General features: G+C 32.8%; 17 protein-coding genes. 12 read left to right on the top strand and 5 right to left on the bottom strand.

All coding sequences use genetic code 11. The features are described from left to right. Positions 1-68: 68 nt before the first annotated feature. On the bottom strand, positions 69-1,268 hold the full coding sequence (locus AC5SR4_RS15510) for an alanine dehydrogenase (protein WP_495357190.1): 1,200 nt from the start codon (positions 1,266-1,268) through the stop codon (positions 69-71). A gap of 214 nt (positions 1,269-1,482) precedes the next feature. Between AC5SR4_RS15510 and AC5SR4_RS15505 the strand changes: the two genes are divergently transcribed. Continuing rightward, positions 1,483-3,915: an outer membrane beta-barrel protein gene (locus AC5SR4_RS15505; protein WP_495357189.1), complete on the top strand. Its 2,433-nt coding sequence runs from the start codon at positions 1,483-1,485 to the stop codon at positions 3,913-3,915. On the opposite strand, the gene AC5SR4_RS15500 is transcribed toward AC5SR4_RS15505, so the two are convergent. The 4 genes from AC5SR4_RS15500 to porX all read right to left on the bottom strand — a co-directional run bounded on the left by AC5SR4_RS15500 (position 3,912) and on the right by porX (position 6,758). After that, a complete protein-coding gene (locus AC5SR4_RS15500) occupies positions 3,912-4,382 on the bottom strand; it encodes a hypothetical protein (RefSeq protein WP_495357188.1) in 471 nt (156 codons plus the stop codon). The two genes, AC5SR4_RS15505 and AC5SR4_RS15500, sit on opposite strands and share 4 nt — an antisense overlap. Positions 4,383-4,392: 10 nt before the next feature. Continuing rightward, a complete protein-coding gene (locus AC5SR4_RS15495) occupies positions 4,393-4,524 on the bottom strand; it encodes a hypothetical protein (RefSeq protein ID WP_495357187.1) in 132 nt (43 codons plus the stop codon). Between the two features lie 186 nt (positions 4,525-4,710). Next, a complete protein-coding gene (gene tsaE / locus AC5SR4_RS15490) occupies positions 4,711-5,115 on the bottom strand; it encodes a tRNA (adenosine(37)-N6)-threonylcarbamoyltransferase complex ATPase subunit type 1 TsaE (RefSeq protein ID WP_495357186.1) in 405 nt (134 codons plus the stop codon). Positions 5,116-5,204: 89 nt separating this feature from the next. Next, the gene (gene porX, locus AC5SR4_RS15485; RefSeq protein ID WP_495357185.1) at positions 5,205-6,758 is read right to left on the bottom strand and encodes a T9SS response regulator signal transducer PorX; all 1,554 of its coding nucleotides are present in this window, start codon (positions 6,756-6,758) and stop codon (positions 5,205-5,207) included. Between the two features lie 114 nt (positions 6,759-6,872). Between porX and AC5SR4_RS15480 the strand changes: the two genes are divergently transcribed. The 11 genes from AC5SR4_RS15480 to AC5SR4_RS15430 all read left to right on the top strand — a co-directional run bounded on the left by AC5SR4_RS15480 (position 6,873) and on the right by AC5SR4_RS15430 (position 18,181). Continuing rightward, a complete protein-coding gene (locus tag AC5SR4_RS15480; RefSeq protein WP_495357184.1) occupies positions 6,873-8,093 on the top strand; it encodes an HD domain-containing protein in 1,221 nt (406 codons plus the stop codon). A gap of 50 nt (positions 8,094-8,143) precedes the next feature. Then, complete coding sequence (gene lpxD, locus AC5SR4_RS15475; protein WP_495357183.1) at positions 8,144-9,166, top strand: UDP-3-O-(3-hydroxymyristoyl)glucosamine N-acyltransferase; 1,023 nt, start codon at positions 8,144-8,146, stop codon at positions 9,164-9,166. Next, positions 9,157-10,563: a bifunctional UDP-3-O-[3-hydroxymyristoyl] N-acetylglucosamine deacetylase/3-hydroxyacyl-ACP dehydratase gene (locus AC5SR4_RS15470; RefSeq protein ID WP_495357182.1), complete on the top strand. Its 1,407-nt coding sequence runs from the start codon at positions 9,157-9,159 to the stop codon at positions 10,561-10,563. The genes lpxD and AC5SR4_RS15470 overlap by 10 nt, the downstream gene beginning before the upstream one ends. Before the next feature lie 11 nt (positions 10,564-10,574). Further along, positions 10,575-11,360, top strand: coding sequence for an acyl-ACP--UDP-N-acetylglucosamine O-acyltransferase (gene lpxA / locus AC5SR4_RS15465; RefSeq protein ID WP_495357181.1), 786 nt, complete (start codon positions 10,575-10,577; stop codon positions 11,358-11,360). 31 nt (positions 11,361-11,391) lie between these two features. Continuing rightward, entirely contained in the window at positions 11,392-11,958 is a 567-nt protein-coding gene (efp, locus tag AC5SR4_RS15460; RefSeq protein ID WP_495357180.1) for an elongation factor P, read from the top strand. Positions 11,959-11,963: 5 nt separating this feature from the next. After that, positions 11,964-12,602 (top strand): hypothetical protein, encoded by a 639-nt coding sequence (locus AC5SR4_RS15455; protein WP_495357179.1) that lies wholly within the window; start codon positions 11,964-11,966, stop codon positions 12,600-12,602. Continuing rightward, on the top strand, positions 12,574-13,512 hold the full coding sequence (locus AC5SR4_RS15450; protein ID WP_495357178.1) for a UDP-3-O-(3-hydroxymyristoyl)glucosamine N-acyltransferase: 939 nt from the start codon (positions 12,574-12,576) through the stop codon (positions 13,510-13,512). The genes AC5SR4_RS15455 and AC5SR4_RS15450 overlap by 29 nt, the downstream gene beginning before the upstream one ends. A 73-nt stretch (positions 13,513-13,585) precedes the next feature. Then, complete coding sequence (gene sucD, locus AC5SR4_RS15445) at positions 13,586-14,458, top strand: succinate--CoA ligase subunit alpha (protein ID WP_495357177.1); 873 nt, start codon at positions 13,586-13,588, stop codon at positions 14,456-14,458. 138 nt (positions 14,459-14,596) lie between these two features. Beyond that, entirely contained in the window at positions 14,597-15,343 is a 747-nt protein-coding gene (gene fabG, locus AC5SR4_RS15440) for a 3-oxoacyl-[acyl-carrier-protein] reductase (RefSeq protein WP_495357176.1), read from the top strand. Between the two features lie 121 nt (positions 15,344-15,464). Beyond that, on the top strand, positions 15,465-17,411 hold the full coding sequence (locus AC5SR4_RS15435) for a VWA domain-containing protein (protein ID WP_495357175.1): 1,947 nt from the start codon (positions 15,465-15,467) through the stop codon (positions 17,409-17,411). After that, on the top strand, positions 17,411-18,181 hold the full coding sequence (locus AC5SR4_RS15430) for an SDR family NAD(P)-dependent oxidoreductase (RefSeq protein WP_495357174.1): 771 nt from the start codon (positions 17,411-17,413) through the stop codon (positions 18,179-18,181). The genes AC5SR4_RS15435 and AC5SR4_RS15430 overlap by 1 nt, the downstream gene beginning before the upstream one ends. The last annotated feature ends 19 nt before the right edge of the window (positions 18,182-18,200 follow it).

Below are 18,200 nucleotides of genomic sequence, written 5' to 3'. Positions count from 1 at the left end.
TGTAATTATCGATAGGCGTTTCATCTGTTTATATTTAGATTGAAATTTGACAGGTTTTATTTGAGGAGTTAAAAAATAATTAAATTAATATCGCTATAATTTAGATCAAACCATTCCCCTACAGATTTACTGGTTAAAATTCCGTGGTAAAAATACAACCCATTTTTTAAACCTTTGTCTAATCTTAATGAATTTTCTAAACCACCATCTTCTGCAATTTTCAATAGGTATGGTGTAAAAATATTGCTAATGGATACGGAGGCCGTACGTGAATACCTTGCGGGTATATTAGGCACACAATAGTGCACAACATTATGCTTAATGTATGTAGGTTGTTTATGGGAAGTAACTTCACTAGTTTCAAAACACCCACCCATATCTATGCTAACATCTATTATTATAGCGCCTTTTTTCATGGATTCTACCATAGTTTCTGATACAACTACAGGAGCCCTATTGTTGCCTCTAACAGCGCCTATAGCAACATCACAGCGTTTTAGGGCTTTTGTTAAATTTTTAGGTTGTATGGTAGATGTAAAAAGAGGCCTGCCAAGGTGGGTTTGTATGCGTCTTAGCTTGGTTATGGAATTATCAAATATTTTAACATTTGCACCTAGGCCAATAGCACTTCTTGCAGCAAATTCACCTACGGTACCCGCGCCAAGTATTACCACTTCTAACGGTGGGACACCACTAATATTACCAAACATTAACCCGTTTCCTTCTTTGGTTTCCGACAGTAATTCGGATGCAATAAGAACAGAAGCAGTACCAGCAATCTCACTTAAGGATTTTACAGCGGGGTATGTGCCATCTGAATCTCTAATAAATTCAAATGCTAAGGCAGTAATACGTTTTGAGGCTAAGGCTTCAAAATATTTTTTTGATTGTGTTTTTATTTGCAGTGCAGAAATTAAAATGGTCTGCGGGTTAATTAACTTTATTTGTTCAAGGCTTGGCGGCTCTACTTTAAGAATCATAGGGCAGGCAAAAACTTTAGCAGAATCTTTGGTTATTTCTGCACCAGCTTCACTGTAATCTTTATCACTAAAATTGGCGCCATCACCAGCTCCAGATTCAAGTAATACCCTATGCCCATTACTAACTAGGGCAAAAACGGCATCTGGTGTTAAACAAACGCGTTTTTCCTGAAAAGCGGTTTCCTTAGGTATACCAATGAATAGTTCTCCTTTTCGCTTAAAAATCTCTAATGTTTCTTCCTGCGGTAAAAGTTGCTGCTTTGTAAAAGGAGATAGTTGCTTAGACATGCTTGGTTAGTTTAATTGAATCTGAAAATACAAATAATAGTATTAATAATATGTTCAAATCAAAAATAACTATTTTTAACATTTAATCTATGATTAATTATTTGTAATTGTACATTTTTTTAACAAACTACAGGAAAATTTAAATTAAGAAATATAGGTTTAACACAAAGGGGTTTTAATTAATTATTTTAAGTTTGTATTCAGAATCTAATATATGGCAAAAAAAATAGCTCCTTATTTTTTATTCTTGATTTCTTTATCGAGTTATACTCAAGATTTTGTTTTAACCGGCCATGTTTTTGATGAGAATAATACTCCAGTGCCGTATGTTAATGTTTTTTTACTTACTAATGAGAATGATTCTAAAATTTTAACAGGAAGTACTACGGACGATCAAGGCTATTTTATAATAGAAAACTTAAAAGCGGGGCACTATTTTCTAAAAGCCACTTTTTTAGGGTATGAAGAAACCACTATACCTATAGATATAAATGGTAACATTGCCTTAAGTTCTATTGTTTTAAAGGAAAGCTTTCAATCTCTTGATGGTGTTACGGTGGTGGCTAATAAGCCCACTGTTCAGCGAAAGGTGGATCGTCTGGTTTTTAATGTTGAAAACACCACATTATCTAATAACAATGTGTTGGATGTATTAAAACACACACCAAAAGTATTGGTTAGTGAAGAAAGTATATCAGTAAATGGTGCTGGTGTCACGGTTTATTTAAATGATAGAAAAGTACATTTGTCTTCTAATGAATTAAAGCAACTACTGGAAGGTACTTCGGCAACTAACATTAAATCTATTGAAGTGATTACAAATCCACCTGCAAAGTATGAAGCTGAAGGAGGTGCTGTTATCAATATAGTTACAAAGAAAAATATCATTGCAGGTTATAACGGCAGTATTTTTGGAAACTTTAAGCAAGGAAAAGAATTTCCAAAGTATGCTTTTGGAACAAGTCATTTTTTTAAAACAGAAAAACTAAGTACTTATATTAATTATAATTTATCACCACGTCAAGATTATAAAAACAATACTGCATCTATAAATTTCATAGAAAATGATGCCATAACATCTCGTTGGAAAAGTAATTCTGTTGAAAAAAGTAAGTCCAACGACCAAAGTGTTAATGCAAATATCGATTATGATTTCAATTCCAAAAACAAATTAGGTTTTTCCACCAATATTTTAATTTCCCCTAGAGATAATACTAAAAACCGCATAAATTCAAGAACAGATGTGTTTAATCCTGATGGCGATTTGGAATCCTATTTCAATACTTCAAATAATTCTGTAACAGAGATATTTAATTTGGCCTTTACATTAGATTATATGCATAAGTTTAAAAAAGAGGGGGAGATGCTTTCAGCAAATGTTCACCACACAAGTTATGATTTTTCCATTTTTCAAGATGTAGACACAGAGTACTTTTTACCAAGTGACAACACACCATTTACAGAAAATAAATTTCAAACATTTTCCAGTCAGAAAATTAAGCTATATACCGGTCAGGTGGATTATGAATTACCCGTTGAGGATACTTCCGAATTTCAAGCAGGCGCTAAAATTTCAAGTATTAATTCAGAAAACGTTTTAACTCAATACAATTTTGAAAACGGTGAGCGGGTAGAGGATTTGCAGAATTCTGATGTTTTTCTATATGATGAAGTCAATTATGCAACCTATTTAAGCTATTCAAAAAACTGGAAACATTGGAGCTTTAAATCAGGAGTCAGATTGGAGTATACTAATATTAAAGGCAATTCTATATCAACTAATCAAATAAATAAGTCAGATTATCTAAAATTTTTCCCTTCAGTTTACTTATTAAAAAAGATAAAAGGTAATGATGAGGTATACCTTAATTATAACAAGCGTATTTATAGGCCACGATATAGCCAATTAAATCCATTTAAGTTTTACTTAAATGACAATGAATATTTTGCTGGAGACCCTAACTTAAAACCCCAAATTGATGATCAAATTACTTTGGGGTACTCTATAAATAAAGCTTATAGTTTTGAATTATATTATAGATATGAATCCAATCCAGTTCTCAAGCTTTCTTTCCAGGATAACGAAGAAAACATTTTAAAATATATAAGTACCAATATTAATAAAAGTATATCATACGGGTTGGATATGACTACTAATACTAAATTGCTTAATGGTTGGAATTTATATTTAGCGGCATCAGTTTTTTACTATGATAATCAATTTTATGCATTAGAAAGTGATAGCCAAATTTATACATCAGAAAATTGGTCATCTTATGTTCAAATAATAAATTACTTTACGTTCTTAAAAGACAAAAGTTTGAGCGCGGATATATCTTATCTAAATATAGGGCCTTGGTTGGAAGGTCCATCAATTATAAGCACAAGATCTAGCTTAGATGTTAATATACGCAAGGCATTATTTAATAATAAGGCTTCCGTTAGTGTTGGAGTTGTAGATATTTTCAATAAATCTAATTATTCCCAGACTATCAAATACTTTAATCAAGACTTAGCCTTAAGGTCTAGACTAGAAAACAGGCTATTTACAGTAGGTTTTAATTATAAGTTTGGGAATAATAAATTAAAAACCAATCAAGAAGAAATTGACTTGGAAGAACGTGAAAGACTTAATGCTGCTGACTAAAAGTATTGTGTGATTTTTTCCCAAAAACTTTTAGGAGACATTTTAAATTCATCCTCTAATTCTTGCATAGATTTATTAGCCTCATTAATTTCATTGAATATTTTGGCCCTAATTAAATAAATGGAAGGAATTATAATAGCCATTATTGGTATTAAGTATATTAATTGATTTGAGTCAAAGTATTTTACGTCTTTATTTAGCACGTCAAATATTTGGTAGGCATACATAGCAATGGGAACTAACAGAGTATGAAACCACCAATGTCTACAAGTAAAAAACCATAAAAACAATAAGTATAAAGGGATAAGCTTACCTAAAAGTACCCATATAGCAATATTGGCACTTTCGTAGTATCCGCTATGATACGTAAATAAAAAAGTGTTCCAGGTTTTACCTTCTGGAACACTTTCATGTAAATAAAATAAATAAGGAGTTATAGCAATTAAAGTAGCAATAATGCTACCCATTACTAAATTCTTATATTTTGACTTTGGTTTTGTCAATTTTTGCTGTTTGTTGTCCATCTTGGTTAACTGCATTAGCTGCATAAGCCGTAAACAACATTCCTCCGAAAATCGCGATTGCGATTAAATACTTTTTAGTTTTCATTTTATAAGGGATTTAATTAATTAATTACCCAAATGTAACTAAAGGTTATTTTGAAGAATTCCGTTAAATGTTAAAAAAATGTTAAAAACAGCTTTTTGCTAAATTTATGCTGCGGGTTTTCCGTAAAACTTCAAAATTCGGAGTTTATATGTTATCTTTTCATTGAGGCTTACTGTTTTTATTAGGTTATCTTAAACTTAATATTCTATCTTTATTTTTGCCTAAATCTATGTTTATGCTATCAAAATCATTAGATAAAGCTGGTATTATTTTTTCAGGCCACTCAATTAAAATCCAGTTTCCAGAGTCTAAATAATCTTCAATTCCAAAATTATAAGCTTCTTCAATATCCTTAATTCTATAAAAATCAAAGTGATATGCTTTTTCATCTTTTAATTCATATTCGTTAACAATTGAAAAAGTAGGACTACTCACTTCATCATTGCTTCCCAATTCTTTAATTAGAGCTTTAATTAAAGTTGTTTTTCCTACGCCCATATTGCCATAAAGTAACAATGTTTTTGTCTTGAGCTTTAACAATATTTGTTTAGCAACTTCATTAACATCTTCAAGCTTATAATTAATTCTCAATTTATTTAATTTATGCACAATATTACTAATAAAATATGAAAAAAACTAATAAAAAGTGTATTTTATCGATGTTTTTGGTATTATGTGGATTATCTAGGGTTAAATACTACAAATGGAATTATCATTTCTTCTAACGATACACCTCCATGCTGATAAGTGTTCCTAAAATAGCTGACATAGTGGTTGTAATTGTTTGGATAAGCAAAGAATAAATCGCTTTTTGCAAATATGTAAGAACTACTCATATTGATTGATGGTAAGTGTACCTCGCTTGGGTTTTTAAAAACCAATACATCTTTGTCATCATAAGTTAAACTGCGTCCAGTTTTATAGCGTAAGTTTAAACTGGTCTCACGATCACCAATTACTTTAGATGGGTTTTTAACATTTATTGTGCCATGATCCGTTGTTAAAATAAGCTTAAAACCCAATTGCTGTGCTAGTTGAATCATTTCAATTAGAGGTGAGTTTTTAAACCAACTCATTGTTAATGACCTGTATGCCTTATCATTTGAAGCTAATTCTTTAACAACCTCCATTTCGGTTTTTGAATGTGAAAGCATGTCCACAAAATTGTACACAATAACTGTTAAATCGTTGTTTTTTAGCTTTTTAAATTTTTCTACTAATTTTTTGCCATTTCTTAGATTAGTTATTTTATGAAACTCATAATTAAAGTGGTTTAGGCCTAATCTTTTCATTTGAGATTCTAAAAAGTCTGCTTCATGCAAGTTCTTGCCACCTTCATCTGTATCATTTTTCCAATATTTAGGAAATAATTTTTCCATGTCACTGGGCATTAACCCAGAAAAAATGGCATTTCGGGCATATTGGGTAGCAGTAGGTAATATGCTATAAAAAGCTTCTTCCTTTTCTTTTTTATAATGGTTGCTAATGATAGGCTCAAAAACTTTCCATTGATCATATCTTAGATTATCAACAACTATCATAATTGTTGGCTGCTCTTTGCTGAGTTCAGGAACTACACCTTCCTTAAAAATTGTATGCGACATAATTGGAGCGTCGGTATTACCCTGAAACCATCTGGAATAGTTTTTCTCAATAAACTTTCCAAATTGGATATTGGCTTCATTTTTTTGGGACTCCAATATTTCAAACATACTTGCATCTTCAATGTTTTCTAATTGAATTTCCCAATAAATAAGTTTTTGATATAAATTGACCCACTCCTCATATGAATTTACCATAGATAAATCCATAGCAATCTTTCTGAATTCCTGCTGATAATTTGATGTTGTTTTTTCTGATATTAACCTTGAATGGTCTAAGTTTTTTTTCAAGCTTAATAATATTTGGTTAGGATTAACCGGTTTAATGAGGTAGTCGGCAATTTTATTGCCTATAGCTTCTTCCATGATGTATTCCTCCTCACTTTTGGTAATCATTACAACGGGAAGATTATCCTGCTTTTCTTTAATTTCATTTAACGTTTCAAGCCCCGTAAGCCCTGGCATATTTTCATCTAAAAAAACAATGTCATATTTCTTGTTATCTAAAACATCAATGGCTTCAGATCCACTTTTACATGTGGTTACTTTATAATTTCGTTGTTCTAAAAACAATACATGTGGTTTAAGTAAATCTATTTCATCATCAACCCAAAGTATTTGTATAGTATTCATATTCATTTAAATAGTTTAGCACTTGTGTTATATAATTTGTTTTGAATATTACCTGTTATTATAAACATCATAATATTATATTTGTGTCATTAAAACCTTATTAACTGTTAAAGTTTGAACAAACTTAAAATATTAAACGACCCAATTTACGGATTTATTACGATTCCAAATTCGTTAATATTTGATTTAATACAGCATAAATATTTTCAGCGTTTGCGTAGAATTACCCAAATGGGTATGTCGTATCTAGTTTATCCAGGAGCTCACCACACGCGTTTTCACCATGCCATTGGTTGTGTACATTTAATGAAGCAAGCGGTTAACATGCTTCGTTTTAAGGAGGTTACGATTTCCAAAGAGGAAGAAAATGCGCTTTATGTTGCCATTTTATTGCATGATATTGGTCATGGTCCTTTTTCTCATGCTATGGAGCATAGTATAGCAGAAGGGGTATCTCATGAGCAAATTTCTTTGCTTTTCATGGAACGTTTAAATGAAGAATTTAACGGAAGTTTAACGCTTGCCATCCAAATTTTCAAAGGCGAACACCCTAGAAAGTTTTTGTGCCAGCTAATTTCTGGGCAATTTGATATTGATAGAGCAGACTATTTAAAACGGGACAGCTTTTACACAGGTGTAGCCGAGGGCAATATTAATAGCGAGCGCTTAATTACAATGCTAAATGTGGTTAATGATGAATTGGTAATTGAGGAAAAGGGGATTTATAGTGTTGAAAAATTTATCATTGCTAGACGATTTATGTATTGGCAGGTTTACTTGCACAAAACGGGGCTGGCCGCAGAGCAATTAATGATTAGGGTTTTGCAACGTGCCAAAGAACTTTTTGATGCTGGAAATAAGTTACACGCCAGTAAACCTCTGCTGTATTTTTTAGAGAATAAAATAACTCTTGATAATTTCACTAAACAAACATTAGATGTTTTTGCTGAATTAGATGATTTTGATATTATTTCTGCCATGAAACATTGGCAGTACCACAATGATTTTGTCTTAAGTGAATTAAGCCAAATGATTATTAATAGAAATTTATTGACCATTAAGATTAAAAAAAAGCCAATAAAAGCTCAAAACTTAGAAAAGCACATAGAAAGTATAACAAATAAGCATGGCATAACTAGAAATGAAGCGCAATATTTTGTGTTTACAGGTAAAATTTTTAACCAGGCATATCAACTTAAGCATAAGAGTATAAATATATTACACAAATCTGGTAAGATTGAAGACATTGTGAAGGCATCAGATCAGCTTAATTTAAAAGCGTTGTCTAAACCAGTAACAAAATATTATATATGTTATCCCAAAGGTAAACTTTAGGACATTTTTCCTATTTTTGCCAAACTAAGCAAAACTATAAATTTTAAAATGTGAAGTTTACAGCACAACAAATAGCAGGTATATTAGAAGGTGATGTTGTTGGAAATCCTGAAGCTGAAGTATCAAAACTAGCAAAAATTGAAGAAGGTTTTGAAGGTTCTTTAACCTTTTTAGCCAATCCAAAATACAAGCATTTTATTTATACAACAAAAGCGTCTATAACTATTGTTAATAAAACTTTTGTCCCTGAAAGCAAAGTTGAAACCACACTAATTAAGGTAGACGATGCCTATTTGGCTTTTTCAAAAATTCTTGAATACTATAATTCCGTTAAACCAAATAAAACAGGTATAGAACAGCCTTCGTTTATTTCTGAATCTGCTATTTACGGAGAGGATGTGTACATTGGCGCTTTTTCATACTTAGGAGAAAATGTTAAGATAGGAGAAAATGTTAAGATTTTCCCTAACACTTATATAGGAGACAATGTTGTTGTTGGTGATAACACTATTGTTTTTTCTGGGGCAAAGATATATTCTGATACAGTTATAGGTCATAGTTGTGTTGTTAATTCGGGTGCCATTATTGGAGCTGATGGTTTTGGTTTTGCGCCAAACGACCAAGGAGGGTATAATAAAGTACCACAAACTGGTAATGTGATTATAGAGGACTATGTAGATATTGGTGCTGTCACAACTATTGATAGGGCAACTTTAGGTTCAACTATCATTAGAAAAGGAGTTAAGTTAGATAATCAAATACAAATAGCCCATAATGTAGAGATAGGTAAAAATACCGTTATTGCCGCCCAAACAGGTATTGCAGGTTCTACTAAAATTGGTGAAAATTGCCAAATAGGTGGGCAGGTGGGCATAGTAGGTCACTTAACTATAGGAAATAATGTTAAAATCCAGGCTCAGTCCGGTATCATTAGAAATGTAAAAGATGATGAAGTCCTTCAAGGGTCACCAGCCATAGCATATAGCGATTATAATAAATCGTACGTTCATTTCAAGAACCTACCTAAGATTGTTAAAAATATTAATGATTTAGAAAAAAATAAATGGGAATAGTAAATACTGAAATTAAACAAAAAACCATTGTAAAAGAGGTCTCTTTAACTGGTGTTGGTTTGCATACAGGTAAAAATGTTACATTAACTTTTAAACCCGCTACAGCAAATTCCGGATTGGCTTTTAAAAGAGTAGATTTGGAAGGAACTCCTGTTATAGAAGCCGATGCAAGTTTTGTTACCAATACACAGCGTGGTACCTGTTTAGAAAAAAATGGGGTGACCATACAAACGTCTGAGCATGTTCTTGCAGCATTGGTTGGTTTAGATATTGATAATGCTATCATAGAATTAAATGCATCAGAACCACCAATTATGGATGGTTCTTCTAAATTTTTTGTAGAAGCCATTGAGAAAGCAGGCGTTTTAGAACTTGACGCCTTTAGAGAAGAGTATGTTATAACAGACATAGTTTCTTATATAGATGAAGAGTCTGGAAGCGAAATCTTGGTAATGCCATCAAAAGAGTATCAAATTACTACGATGGTAGACTTTGGGACTAAAGTTTTAGGAACACAAAATGCAACATTAAACCAAATTTCAGATTTTAAGGAAGAGATTTCCAATGCAAGAACATTCAGTTTTTTGCATGAAATAGAAATGCTTTTACAACACGGTTTAATAAAAGGAGGAGACTTAAATAATGCCATAGTTTATGTAGATAAGCCACTATCTCCTGAAACTATGGAGAAGCTAAAAGTAGCGTTTAAAAAAGATTCTATTGCAGTTAAGCCAAATGGTATATTAGATAACTTAACGCTTCATTACCCCAATGAGGCTGCCAGACATAAGTTGCTGGATGTATTGGGTGATTTAGCATTAATAGGTACTAGAATTAGAGGTAAAGTAATAGCCAATAAACCAGGGCATTTTGTAAATACACAGTTTGCTAAAAAATTATCAAAATTAATAAAGAACGATCGCCGTAATAATGTACCCAATATTGATTTAAACCAACCGCCATTAATGGATGTTAATCAAATTATGGCCATGTTACCACACAGGCAGCCATTTTTGTTAATAGACAAAGTTTTTGAGTTAACGGATAGTTATGTAACAGCCATTAAAAATGTTACGATGAATGAATCCTTCTTTGCAGGTCATTTTCCTGGAGCACCTGTAATGCCTGGAGTTTTAATTGTAGAAGCAATGGCACAAACTGGTGGTATTTTAGTCTTAAATACCGTACCAGATCCAGAAAACTACCTAACCTTTTTCATGAAAATGGATAATGTTAAGTTTAAACAAAAAGTAATGCCAGGTGATACACTTATATTTAAATGTTCATTAATAACACCTATTCGTCGTGGTATATGCCACATGCAAGGGTACGCTTATGCAAATGGTAAACTTTGTGCAGAAGCCGAGCTTATGGCTCAAATATCAAAAGTAAAATAATACTATAAAAAATGAATCAACCATTAGCATACGTCCATCCAGGCGCTAAAATAGCAAAGAATGTTGTTATAGAACCCTTTACAACCATTAATAACAATGTAAAAATTGGTGAGGGAACCTGGATAGGTAGCAACGTTACCATTATGGAAGGTGCCCGCATTGGAAAAAACTGCAGCATTTTCCCTGGTTCTGTAATTTCTGCCATTCCACAAGATTTAAAATATAACGATGAAGAAACCACTGTAGAAATTGGTGATAATGTTACTATAAGGGAATGTGTTACAATAAACAGAGGTACAGCAGATAAAATGAAAACCGTAGTTGGTAATAATTGTTTAATTATGGCATATTGCCATATAGCACATGATTGTGTGATAGGCGACAATTGTATTTTTTCAAACAACAGTACTTTAGCTGGACATATTACCGTTGGCGATTATGTTGTATTGGCTGGTATGACCGCCGTTCATCAATTTGTCTCCATAGGGAACCATGCCTTTGTAACGGGAGGGTCTTTGGTAAGGAAAGATGTGCCCCCTTATGTTAAGGCTGCAAGAGAACCACTTTCTTATGTTGGAATTAATTCCGTAGGGCTAAGAAGACGTGGCTATACAACTGAAAAGATTAGGGAAATCCAAAATATTTATAGAATTCTTTATCAGAAAAACTATAATAATACACAGGCTTCAGAAATTATAGAAGCAGAAATGGAAGCAACACCAGAGCGTGATGAAATACTGCAGTTTATTAAAAACTCGCATCGTGGAATCATGAAGGGATATTTCAAATCAAATTAATTTTAATAATAAAAACTTATATAGTAGCAATATGGCGACAACAAGTGATATTAGAAACGGATTGTGTTTAAGATATAATAATGATATTTATAAAATCATAGAGTTTTTGCATGTTAAACCAGGCAAAGGTCCAGCCTTTGTTAGAACAAAAATGAAAAGCGTTACCAATGGGAAAGTCATTGATAACACATTTTCGGCAGGTCATAAACTAGATGATGTTCGTGTAGAAACCCATAAATTTCAGTTTTTGTATAATGATGGAGAATACTATCACTTTATGAATACTGAAGATTACACGCAAATCCAATTAACAGAATCAGCTTTAGATAATCCCAGTTTAATGAAAGAAGGAGAAGTTGTTACTGTTATCATAAATACAGAAGACAATATGCCTCTTTCAGTTGAGATGCCAGCAAGTGTTATTTTAGAAGTAACAGCTACCGAACCTGGTGTTAAAGGAAATACTGCTACCAACGCAACTAAACCAGCTACCGTTGAAACAGGGGCCACCGTAAATGTACCCTTATTTATCAATGAAGGAGACAAAATAAAGGTTGAAACCGATAAAGGCACTTACAAAGAACGCGTTAAGGAATAGCATTCATGAAAAAAGGCGTTTTAAGTTTACTCTTTTTTATTCTTTTTGCTTCATGTGTAGATCTTATTAGAGAGGCAGGAAATGCAATTTCAAATGAGTCAAATAAAACACTAGTATCCACATCTGAGTCTAATTACATGACTGTTGGTGTAGATAGTTTATTTCAAATAGATTTGCCTAACTATATGAAGCCAGCAACTCAATTGCATCCAGACGCTTCATTTGGATATGCTAACATTTTCAAAGAGGCTTATTTTGTTATAATACAGGAAGACAAAAATGTTTTTGTAGATACGTTTAAGCAATTTGGAGAGTATGATGATGGCTTACCATTAATAGAAAATTATAAAAATGTCCAAAAGATAATGTTTGGTGAAAACTTATTGAATGCTAGTATTCAAGAATATGGTTTAGCAAAAATAAATAATAGGCCTGCTAGACAGATAAAAGTTTTTGGTGAAATAGAAAAAGTAAAGGCTGCTTATGTTGTGGCCTTCATTGAAGGAGAAGCAGAGATATTTATGTTGATGAATTGGACATTGTACGAACGTATTGGTAAATTTGAAAACTCCTTTGAATACATAAATGGCTCATTTAAACTAATTGAGAATACGAATGAAATTTCCGAAAGCATACACCCTTAAGCAAATAGCAAGTTTAATAGATTGCGATTTTGTTGGAAGCGAAGATTTTCCCGTTTTGGGAATGAATGAAATCCATGTTGTTGAGGCTGGAGATATCGTATTTGTAGATCATCCAAAATACTATGACAAGGCATTAAATTCAGCCGCAACCATTGTTTTGATTAACAAGCAAGTGGGATGTCCAGAAGGCAAAGCTTTGTTAGTGAGTGATGACCCTTTTAGGGATTTCAATAAATTAACCAACCATTTTAAACCCTTTAAACATGCTTCGAGTCAAATTTCAGACTCTGCTGCCATAGGAGTGGGTTCGATTGTTCAGCCCAATTGTTTTATTGGTCATAATGTAGTTATTGGTAAGAACTCAATAATACATTCCAATGTAAGTATATATGACGATACAATTATTGGTGATAACGTTACCATCCATGCGGGTACTGTTTTAGGAGCTAATGCATTCTACTATAAAAATAGACCAGAAGGTTTTGATAGATTAAAATCATGTGGGCGGGTTGTTATAGAAAACAATGTTGATATAGGAGCTTCATGTACTATAGATAGAGGTGTTACAGGTGATACCACAATAAAAGAAGGCAGCAAAATTGATAATTTAGTACAGATAGGTCACGATACCATTATTGGAAAAAAATGCTTAATAGCCTCACAAGTAGGTATTGCAGGTTGCGTGGTTATTGAAGATGAAGTTACCATTTGGGGACAGGTAGGCATAACCAGCGGAATTACAATAGGTAGTAAAGCGGTGCTTTTGGCACAAGCAGGCATAAGCAAATCTCTAGAGGGGGGTAAAAGCTATTTTGGCACACCAGCAGAAGATATTAGGAAGAAATATAAAGAGTTGGCCTCTATAAGGCAAATACCAGAAATTATTGAGCATTTAAAAACAAAAAAATAAATCTGAAATGCTGCTAAAAGTATAATCAAAAAAAGTATTTTTGTGCAGCTTTATTCAAATAAATAATAAAAAAATGAGTGTTTTAGTAAACAAGGATTCAAAAATAATCGTTCAAGGCTTTACGGGAAGTGAAGGCACATTTCATGCAAGCCAAATGATTGAGTATGGAACGAATGTAGTAGGTGGTGTAACACCAGGAAAGGGAGGTCAAACGCATTTAGACAGACCGGTATTCAATACCGTTTTAGATGCTGTAAATGAAGTAGGAGCAGATACTACTATTATTTTTGTACCACCAGCATTTGCTGCTGATGCCATTATGGAAGCTGCAGATGCCGGCATTAAAGTTATTATTACAATTACAGAAGGAATTCCTGTTGCAGATATGATTACTGCATCAAATTATATAAAAAATAAGGACTGTCGATTAATAGGTCCTAACTGCCCTGGGGTAATCACACCAGAAGAAGCTAAAGTTGGTATTATGCCAGGTTTTGTTTTCAAAAAAGGAAAAGTAGGTATCGTTTCTAAGTCTGGAACATTAACCTATGAAGCGGCAGACCAAGTTGTAAAGCAAGGCTTAGGAATAACTACGGCCATTGGAATAGGTGGCGATCCTATTATAGGAACAACAACCAAGCAAGCTGTAGAGTTATTGATAAATGATCCAGAAACCGAAGCAGTTGTAATGATTGGTGAAATAGGTGGACAATTGGAAGCAGATGCAGCCAACTGGTACAAGGCAAGTGGAAGTAAAAAACCAATTGTCGGGTTTATTGCAGGCGAAACAGCGCCAGCAGGAAGAACCATGGGGCATGCCGGTGCTATCGTTGGTGGCAGCGATGATACTGCGCAAGCCAAGAAAAAAATTATGAGAGCATGTGGTATCCATGTTGTAGATTCTCCTGCCGAAATTGGTAAAAAAGTAGCAGAGGTGTTGGCTTAACAACAACTATAAATATTCATAAGCCTCACAAGAATTTGTGAGGTTTTTTTATTTGTTGCAATGAGTATTTGTTATATTTGATTGCATTTGGAAAAGTAAATTTAAAAACCCATAAATTCATAAACTAAATTAAAACACATGAAATTATTAGAAGGTAAAACCGCTATAATAACAGGAGCCAGTAGGGGTATTGGTAAAGGGATTGCACAAACATTTGCAGCCCAAGGAGCCAATATTGCATTTACCTACAGTTCCTCAGTAGAAGCCGCCAATGAACTAGAGAAAGAATTAAATGCATTGGGTGTAAAAGCCAAGGGCTATAAAAGTAATGCAGCTAGTTTTGATGAAGCACAAAAATTAGCAGAAGATGTTGTAGCCGAATTTGGAAGTATTGATGTATTGGTAAATAATGCTGGTATTACAAAAGATAATTTATTAATGCGAATAAGCGAAGAAGATTTTGATTCAGTTATTGAAGTCAACCTAAAGTCAGTTTTTAACATGACAAAGGCCGTACAGCGTACCATGCTAAAACAGCGCAAAGGATCTATAATTAATATGAGTTCCGTTGTTGGAGTTAAAGGAAATGCAGGACAAACAAATTATGCAGCATCAAAGGCTGGAATTATTGGTTTCTCAAAATCTGTAGCATTGGAATTAGGGTCGCGTAACATACGAAGCAATGTAGTAGCTCCAGGTTTTATAGAAACAGAAATGACAGCAAAATTAGACGAAGCCGTTGTTGAAGGATGGCGTGCTGGGATTCCCTTAAAACGAGGAGGAACACCAGAAGATGTTGCAAATGTTTGTGTTTTTCTAGCCAGTGACATGAGTGCTTATGTTACAGGACAAACATTAAACGTAGATGGAGGTATGTTAACTTAATAATAAGTTGCAAAAAAATCGCTGATCATAAATGCAAATAGAAACGCTATTATATATTATACTTGCTGCAGTTAGTGCATTTATATTGGCAAAATTACAGTATATAAAAAACAAAAAAAGCATGACAAAACTAAACGTGCTTTTTTTGTTTTTAAGGTTTATTACAATCTTTTCAATAGTACTGTTGTTAATAAATCCGAAATTTGAACAAGTAGTTCTAACAACCGAAAAACCCCATTTGGCTATTGCCATAGATAATTCAAAATCTGTAAAGTACTTAGAACAAGATAAAAAGGTTACCGCATTAGTTGAAAAGCTGTCCAATAATGCTGCATTAAGTAACAAGTTTCAAATAGATTATTATACCTTAGGTGAAAACCTGAAAATTCTTGACTCGCTAAGTTTTAGTGAAAAAGAAACAAATATAAGTCAAGCTCTTAATCAATTATCCCAAATATATAAACAATCCATAGCGCCTATATTAGTTATTACCGATGGTAACCAAACCTATGGCAGCGATTATGGGATAAGTAAATCAGATATCAGCAAGCAACCTATATTCCCTGTTATTTTAGGAGATACAATTACTTATACCGACCTAAAGATTCAGCAATTAAATGTTAATAAATACGCCTATTTAAAAAATAATTTTCCAATTGAGGTTATCCTTGTATATAATGGAAACAAATCAATCAACTCACAATTTACAGTTAGAAGTGGTAATGCCATTGTGTATTCCAAGGCAGTTAATTTTACTAAAGATAATAATTCAAAACTTATTAATTTTACCTTACCTGCCAATAAAACAGGGGTACAAGTTTACAAGGCTACCATAGAGCCATTGGCAAGTGAAAAGAACACAGTTAATAATATTAAAAATTTTGCTGTTGAAGTTATTAACCAAAAAACAAAAGTGGCTATAGTTAGCGATTTTAGTCACCCAGATTTAGGAGCATTAAAAAAAAGTATTGAAAGTAACGAGCAACGTTCGGTTGAATTTTTTAATTCGCTAGAAATAATAAATCAAATAAACGACTTTCAATTAGTTGTTTTGTATCAGCCAAATAGTCGATTTAATAAAATTTTGTCACTTTTAAACTCAGAAAACAAAAACAGGTTTTCTATTATTGGTACTAAAACCGATTTGAATTTTCTAAACAGCAACAATGCCTATTATGTTTATGAAATAACAAATCAAACAGAGGAATACCAAGCCATATTAAATCAAAACTACACACCCTTTCTTATTGATAATATTGATTTTGAGTCCTTTCCGCCATTAAACACACATTATGGTTCAACGTCATTTAATGTGCCATTTGAGACCATTTTATACAAAAGCATAAATAATGTTGAACTTGATGATCCGTTGTTGGCTACTTTTGAAATCGATGGTAGGAGAGAAGCTGTATTGTTTGGAGAAAATATTTGGCAGTGGCGTGCCCAAAGCTATATAAATACAATGTCTTTTAATCAATTTGATGATTTCATTGGTAAAATCATTCAATATCTAGCTTCTAATAAGTTAAAAAGCAGGTTGACTTTAGAATATGAATCTTTTTATAATGGTAATTCCAATATTATTATAAAAGCTGGGTTTTTTGATAAAAACTATGTGTTTGATGCTAGGGAAACTTTAAACATAACAGTCAAAAATAAAAGTTCCAACGTTTCCAAGACCTTTCCTTTTATACTTAAAAACAATAATTATCAGGTAGATTTAAGTACATTACCGCCATCGGAATACAGTTTTACGGTACGTGCTACCAATGAAAATATATCCCAATCAGGCAATTTTAGGATATTGGAGTATAACATAGAACAACAATTCTTAAATGCTAATGTAACAAAACTAAAGCAACTTGCTACTAATACCCATGGTGAAACCTTTTTCATAGATCACTTGGAACCACTAGAGGAACGCTTGCTAAATGACAATCGGTTTGCTAGTATTCAAAAAAGCCATAAAAATAGTTTACCTTTGATAGACTGGAAATACTTACTGGTTATAATAGCTATAAGTCTAGCTATAGAATGGCTGTTACGAAAATATAACGGATTAATATAATGGATAAAGAAATTAAAACTGCTCTTGTAACAGGATCGTCGTCTGGAGTTGGTGCAGCAGCTTGTATTGAATTTGCTAAAAGAGGGTGGAATGTTGTTATCAATTACTCCAAAAATAAAACTCAAGCATACGAGTTAGCAGAAACATGTAAAAAGATTGGGGTTGATGCTTTTGTATGTCAGGCAAATGTGGCTAATGAAGAAGATTGTAAGCGAATAGTTGAAGAAACAATTAATACTTTTGGAAGAATTGATGCATTAGTCAATAATGCAGGAACAACTAAATATTGCAATTACAATAATCTGGAAGGGCTTAATAAAAATGATTTTCAAGAGGTATACGAAGTGAATGTAATTGGAGCTTATCAAATGGTTAAATTCTCTGTGCCTTTTTTAAAAAAAGTAAATGGTTCTATTGTTAATATATCTTCCATTAGTGCTATATCTGGAGTAGGGAGCTCTATTGCTTATGCTGCTTCAAAAGGAGCGTTGTCAACCATGACTCTGTCTCTTGCGCATGCCCTTTCGCCAGATGTTAGAGTAAATGGTATTTGCCCAGGTTTTATTCAAACTAGATGGACTAGGGGTTTTTTGGGAGAAAGATACGAATCCGTTAAAAAAGATATTGAAAAGGCTTCTCTTATTAATAGAACATCCCAACCTGAAGACATTGCAAAAGGTATAGTTTATTTGGCAGCAGACGCAAACACAACCTCAGGACAAATATTAACAATAGATGGAGGACAATTAGTTAATCAAGGTAAGCTTTAATATCCTAACGATCGACTTT

Source organism: Aestuariibaculum scopimerae (assembly GCF_059428085.1).
The sequence above is the reverse complement of the archived record's forward strand: the minus strand, read 5'-3'. Positions and strand labels throughout refer to the sequence as shown.